The organism is Paenibacillus phytohabitans, from assembly GCF_013141775.1.
GTDB classification, from domain to species: domain Bacteria; phylum Bacillota; class Bacilli; order Paenibacillales; family Paenibacillaceae; genus Paenibacillus_AQ; species Paenibacillus_AQ phytohabitans.
The window spans coordinates 1-5,949 of sequence record NZ_WHOB01000084.1; the positions used below are offsets into that span (position 1 = coordinate 1).

At 37.8% G+C, this 5,949-nt stretch carries 9 protein-coding genes; 4 read left to right on the forward strand and 5 right to left on the reverse strand.

Annotation, left to right across the window (positions count from 1 at the left end):
- Positions 1-295 precede the first annotated feature (295 nt).
- The 3 genes from GC101_RS27625 to GC101_RS27635 are packed head-to-tail and all read right to left on the reverse strand — an operon-like array spanning position 296 to position 2,072.
- On the reverse strand, positions 296-1,132 hold the full coding sequence (locus tag GC101_RS27625) for an alpha/beta fold hydrolase (protein ID WP_171719946.1): 837 nt from the start codon (positions 1,130-1,132) through the stop codon (positions 296-298).
- An 11-nt stretch (positions 1,133-1,143) separates the two neighbouring features.
- The gene (locus GC101_RS27630; protein ID WP_171719947.1) at positions 1,144-1,341 is read right to left on the reverse strand and encodes a hypothetical protein; all 198 of its coding nucleotides are present in this window, start codon (positions 1,339-1,341) and stop codon (positions 1,144-1,146) included.
- A 44-nt stretch (positions 1,342-1,385) separates the two neighbouring features.
- Positions 1,386-2,072: an ArpU family phage packaging/lysis transcriptional regulator gene (locus tag GC101_RS27635; RefSeq protein WP_171719948.1), complete on the reverse strand. Its 687-nt coding sequence runs from the start codon at positions 2,070-2,072 to the stop codon at positions 1,386-1,388.
- A gap of 216 nt (positions 2,073-2,288) precedes the next feature.
- Between GC101_RS27635 and GC101_RS27640 the strand changes: the two genes are divergently transcribed.
- Positions 2,289-2,597, forward strand: a complete 309-nt coding sequence (locus GC101_RS27640) for a helix-turn-helix domain-containing protein (RefSeq protein ID WP_171719949.1) — start codon at positions 2,289-2,291, stop codon at positions 2,595-2,597.
- 6 nt (positions 2,598-2,603) lie between these two features.
- Here GC101_RS27640 and GC101_RS27645 read toward each other — a convergent pair whose 3' ends face one another.
- Positions 2,604-2,807 carry a hypothetical protein gene (locus GC101_RS27645; protein ID WP_171719950.1) on the reverse strand — a complete coding sequence of 68 codons (204 nt, stop codon included), beginning with the start codon at positions 2,805-2,807 and terminating at the stop codon, positions 2,604-2,606.
- Between the two features lie 18 nt (positions 2,808-2,825).
- Positions 2,826-3,173 (reverse strand): hypothetical protein, encoded by a 348-nt coding sequence (locus tag GC101_RS27650; protein WP_171719951.1) that lies wholly within the window; start codon positions 3,171-3,173, stop codon positions 2,826-2,828.
- Positions 3,174-3,710: 537 nt separating this feature from the next.
- On the opposite strand from GC101_RS27650, the gene GC101_RS27655 reads away from it, so the two are divergent.
- From GC101_RS27655 to GC101_RS27665, 3 genes are all read left to right on the forward strand, one after another.
- Positions 3,711-4,931 carry a ParM/StbA family protein gene (locus GC101_RS27655; protein WP_171719952.1) on the forward strand — a complete coding sequence of 407 codons (1,221 nt, stop codon included), beginning with the start codon at positions 3,711-3,713 and terminating at the stop codon, positions 4,929-4,931.
- Positions 4,928-5,338, forward strand: a complete 411-nt coding sequence (locus GC101_RS27660) for a hypothetical protein (RefSeq protein WP_171719953.1) — start codon at positions 4,928-4,930, stop codon at positions 5,336-5,338. The genes GC101_RS27655 and GC101_RS27660 overlap by 4 nt, the downstream gene beginning before the upstream one ends.
- A 105-nt stretch (positions 5,339-5,443) precedes the next feature.
- Entirely contained in the window at positions 5,444-5,722 is a 279-nt protein-coding gene (locus tag GC101_RS27665) for a hypothetical protein (protein WP_171719954.1), read from the forward strand.
- Positions 5,723-5,949: the final 227 nt, after the last annotated feature.

The following is a 5,949-nucleotide window of genomic DNA, read 5'->3' on the forward strand; positions in this document are numbered from 1 at the left end:
TGAGCTCCAGTACCTGGCTGCCGCCGGGGCAGCGATCGATAACTCGCCTTGGTTAATCGGTCACCGGCAGCGCGCGGATCCGCGGCAGCGGCGGTAGACGTTCTTCCGGAGGCCGGTCAGCTCGAGTACCCGCCGATTCTTCGATCGTAGTTCACTAATGATCCTTTGCTACAAATGTCATAAAAAAACACTCATTGAGACATCATCCAAATGTTGGCTGATACCTTAATGAGTGTTCTGCAATAAGCTAGGATTAAGAAAATGGTATTATCTATTAAAAGACAATATCAACAGGCTAATCAAGAATAAAATTGGCGGCAATTTCTGCTAAAATAAGATGTTTTCCCATAACGGATGTGTGAGAACCACCTTTAAGAAAATATCCTTTAGCTCCTCTAATTCTCTCCAAAAGTAGGTGTGACTTTGTTTGATCAGCTGTCCCATCGAACTCACTGTACACTACTAAAGTTGGTACATTAATGTAAACCAAATCTTCTGTAGCATCGAAAGACATAAGTGCATCAATATCGGCAGCACAAGCTAGGGGGGCAGCAGTCATTTTCTTAAGGTTAGACTTGAGCTCATACAGAAGTTGTTCATCTTCAATATATGGCCATTCTTCTTCCATCATTTGGCCAAAAGTTTCTACTAAAATTTCTCCGGATAGAAAATTTAGCGACTCCATTATTTTCCATTCAGGTGAAGTTTGCAAAAGAATAAGCTTTTCAGGATTGAATCCTTGCAGAGCCATCTCTATGGCCACTGACCCGCCCATAGAATGTCCCGCCACAACATACCTTTTTGGAAAATTAGGCTGCTCTTGGAGAATAGTCATTAGCTTTCCAACAATAGATGCAATATCTTTAATGTTATGTAGTGGATCACCTTTAGATCCACCATGACCTGGAAGGTCTGCCTGAATAACAGTGACTCCTTCAAGAATGCCGGCTAGTGAATGGGAAAAGTGTGCAGTAGTTAAAACGTTTCCTAGCGCTCCATTCACGACAAGTACTGCCAAGTCTTTCGGGCTTGTTGCCTTTGAAGTATGGGTGTATACAGCTATATTATGATCTTCTACTTGTACATTTGAATACATAGTATTAACTGAGAAATAGGTAGTAGTATTTAACATTTTAAAACCTCCTATGCCACTTTAGGCAGGATAAGTGTAGAACTTCCAGGACGATCAGCTTCGAAAATTTCTTTGAGATTGTTTATACGAATAGCAGATTCGTAGAAATACTTGATTACATAACCTGGAGAACCTCCAGGAGCCTCTAAAACTAAATAGCCCTCAGATTTTAACCTTTCAAATAAATTCTCCTTCCAGAAATGAAACAATTTATCACCCCCTTTCTTATAAAAATAGAATTTCTTTGAAATTTTTAGATTACTGCTAAATCTTTTGCAATTCTAATAAGCGATGTCTTTTTAATTTCGTAATATTTTTGTCTCCCAAAGCCTAAAACACTCATTAAGTGGTCATCTTTGGGTTCGCGTCTGACCAAATATTTTGCACTTACCAAAGATAGTTGCGCTTCCGTTAGTTCACTAAGAGCATGAGCCATGTCATATAAGCGATCTTCAACATTTATTAATTCTTCCCTGATTTTCTCAGCTCTTGAAAATGGTCGCATTACTACATCTTCAATTGGTGAAAAATTCCCTCCCCTAGGTTGCACGCCACTGATATTTCCATAAGTGGCAGTCATTTTAGGTAATTCAATAATATTGAATGAACCTATTGTAGAAATTAACTGCTGCTCAAGATTGTATTTCCTCTGGGTTAACCGGTAATGTTCGCGTAGTCGGTTTTCCGTAATAGGTACATATTGGATCCGTGAGGCGCTAGGAATTTCCATTTCCATTTGATCCGCATCTGATTTATTGGTAATCCCAAAAATTGCAGCATATCCATTTGAATCAAAATATTCTCTTATTAGATCTAATTCAGCTGAGTGATTTTCCCCACTTGATTTTAAAGAGCACTTTTGAAGTCTTTGGTAACGTATATAAATCCAATCAAGTGGTAATGAACTAATATTAGTTTTGGTAATTTGCACACTTCGCATTTATTTCTCCTTTTCGGATAAAAAATATTGATAAAGAAAAGAAAACTCACATCAAAATACATATCAAAAATAGTAATTTTAATATTATAAATTACTAAAATCAGTAAGTTAACAACATAGTTGTATGCCATTATTACTTTTTTTGAGAAGATATGTATTACGCATAATGAAACTAAACTATATAATTTTCAGTTTTCTTAGTAGGAGGAGCTCTATTTGCATTACATAGGTGAACGGTTAAGGTCAATCCGGAAAAATAAAAATCTTACTCAACAAAAAGTATTTGAGCGTTCAGGAATTTCGGTAGGTACTTTATCAGATTGGGAAAATGATAAGCGTGCTCCGACAACATCGGCCTTGCAACGTTGGGCAGAGGCTGTAGGTATTGATTTTTGGGATATATTTTTTTCAGATCTTACTCCTACACCCGCAGAGATTAATATGCTAACTTTATTTAGGGAACTGGCTCCAAATGATCAAGAACATTTATTATCACTTATGAAACTCATGTCAAAAAAAAAATAATCTGTTTTAGCTTTGGGTTTCAATTCTTCGAATCACACCTAACAAGCCTTCAAGTGAAATTAAATTTTTATCTATTTCTGCTTCTGACTGATCTTCTATTCTTTTTCCAGAAAATCTAGCAGGCGAGAATCTGCAGTGCAACTCACTTTCTGCTATTTCCCTATCTGTTTTTGAGCACCAGTTCCAATGGATACAGTTTCCACATTTCATTGAAAAACCTCCGAAGTATTATTTTCGATTCAATGCTGAAAACAACAAATGTTCTATTGTGCCAATATTCATTTGTAATTGGTCACCTTTTTTGATCTCTAAATACCCAGCCACTTGAGCATTATAATTTTCTTGATTAATAAAGTGGGTTACCGAAATTAAATCACTTCCTTTTTTTAAGTTTTCAGTTAGTGATATGCCTGTCATAACAAGGTGTACCAATTTGCGATTACTAATCGCTTCATTGATCAATGACAAATGATATTCATTTACAGATTTTGTTTCACCTGAAATGTAATCAATATAATTTTTAGGAATTGTAATTGAACTTGAATCTCCGATACCCTTTGTTTTTGTTTGATCCATAATTCCGCTCCTCGATTATCATTGAAAGTTTTAACTTTTTGTAACAAACATTTAATAGATGAACTAACACGTGCTTAGATGAAATCTTCATAGTTATTTTGCCATATACAACCATTGTTATCAATGGAAAACTTACTAAAAATAATAATAAAATTCTTATGATGTTATCTTTAAGAGTAATATCGGCCTATATTGACTTTGATTTATAGGTATAAAGGATCCTTTTATGAGAAGAAATAAATTGGTGCGAAAATATGAAACTACATAACTTCAATTATTTTATATTCAAAAAAATATAGGAGAATTTATTAAATAAAGATTAATTCATATATAATTGAATATGAAGAATATATCGTGCATTGCAAAAAAATATCTTGAAAGAATCCGTTATGAATGTAAAATGAATTTAAAATGCTTGATTAAATAATTGGATTGGTATATATTAGTAATATAAATCTTGACAGGATTCAAACAATAGCTTTTCTTAATGTGATTTGAATCCTTATTGAATTTAAATTTAAAATGAGGTGATTTAAAATGGTTCCGAAAATTAAGAATGATTTTGGAAACTCCGCTAACAAAATGCGATACAATACTAAGAAATTTGTACAGCCGTCAACTATAAAACGCCTTACTGAACAGCCGGCTATTGCAGAAGGTAGTATTGAAAAACACATCGCAAATCTATTTGATGAATTAACTGTGAACATCACTAGTCCTGCATTAAAAAGATCAGGATTTTTTAGCGTAGGCAAACGAGCGAACCTAAATATTGGAAAGACTGAAAATATGAATATAATAATTGGCGAAAAGCATAAACATGATATTCCAATCATTATGACTCTCTCAATGACTGCAGCTGCAGCAATAGTTGAATACTATGAAAAGCACGGTGAGTTACCAGTGACGATTTCGATTTCACCGGAATTGACCGGAGCAATACCCGCGTCTGAATGGTCTCCAGCAAACGCAGCAGCAATGGAAAAAAGATTTACAGAAACACCAGATGGGAAAGCATCACATGTGGTAATCGTTTATGTAGGCAGCTCATTAGTAACTGTTACAATTAAGTATACTTCGGTGAAGATAACACAAGAAGGCGTGCCTGCCATTTACGCTCTTAGAGAGGCACCTGCTCCAAAAGAAAACAATATTCCAGGAATATTGGATAAGTTAGTTAAAGAATATAAAAATAAAAAGGGCAGTGAACATATAGCGAAGCTATCGCAAATTGACATAGCTAAAAAAAGAGGATTATTAATAGATATAGGAGCCGGAACAACAGAACTTATCCATCTTCATGGTGCAAATCCAGTTACAGATAACTGTACAGGAAGAAGACGTGGAGTGGGCCATGCAGCAGAAGAGGCAGCTAAAGCTTTATCCAGCGACCTTGGAGGACATTTGGAAATAAATCGACAAAGATTTGATGATATATTGTTAAATAATGAAGATAATCTGCATGAATCTGCTTTGAGATTTATGGATGATGCTAAATTCGTGGAAGCGCAGAATATTATGGAAATTATAATAGAACGTTACAAAGTAATAGGAGGTGATATAGAATATTTCATGGTACTTGGGGGCGGTAGCATAACTTTTGAACCTGATCTTTATTCCGATTTAGTCGCTTTTGCAGAAGAAGTACATTGTTTTGTGCTTTGGATTCCTAAAGAATATGCAGTAGATATGAATCTTGACGGTTTGTCTATACTTCACGAAAAGGTATTCTTTCCTTCGGAGGTTGTTAAATCGTGATTGAAGAAAATAAAGAAGTCACTAAGCGAGATCTTGTGTCTTGGCGAATTAATAAACTCAGTGATTTTGAGTCTTTGAATAAGTGGGTCAATGCTCAAGGAAACATTCAAATATCACTTACAACACTGGTTAGACACATAATTGATCAATTTGGATATAGAGATATAACGGATATTGATATTCAAAAAGCTATGTTTTTAGAGCCTTACTTCAAGGATTTTCAAACTATCATAGCTGTTATGGATGATTTTAAAAAGAATTCATCTAATTTTACCGCTACTTTAGAATTAGATTCACATTCAAAAAATACCGATGATAGTAAAGATAAAGTCTCAGCAGAAAGCGGCAGAGAATCAGATTCTGATAAAGATCCCTTCTATTCATCGGTTGATGCTTCTCTGCTTTAAATAAGGTTTAACTAAGTGAAAAACCTAATTGATTGGCTATAAATGGCCGATTAATTAGGTTTTTTTAATTCCAGTAAAAGCTGCCGCAGTCCTGCAGGCGAGCTGGTGGACTCCCGGCAAGTTATCGATCGATGCACCCGCGGCAGCCAGGTACTGGGCCTCACCGGCATCCAGGAGAGCACCGGCAGCAGATCGGCAGCCGGCAGTGTGGCCAACCGGCGCGCACCGGGCGCACCGGCCTCCGGAAGAACGCCTACCGCTGCTGCTGCGGATCCGCGCGTAGCCGGCGACCAATCAACTGGCGAGACTGTTGCCGCGGTCTTGCAGGCGGGCCGGTGGACCCCCAGTGAGTTATCGATCGCTGCCCCGGCGGCAGCCAGGTAATGGAGCTCACCGGCACCGGAAGCAGCTGCGGTAGATCTGCGGATGGCAGTGTGGCCAACCGGCGCGCACCGGTGTAGCCGTTCCGGACGTACCAGCCACCGGAAGATCGTCTACCGCTGCTTCTGTGGATACGCGCGCAGCCGGCGACCGGATTTACTAGGGCAAGGCTGTTGCCGGGCTCCTGCAGGCGGGCCGGTGGGCTCACCGGCATCCAGGTGAGCGCCGGC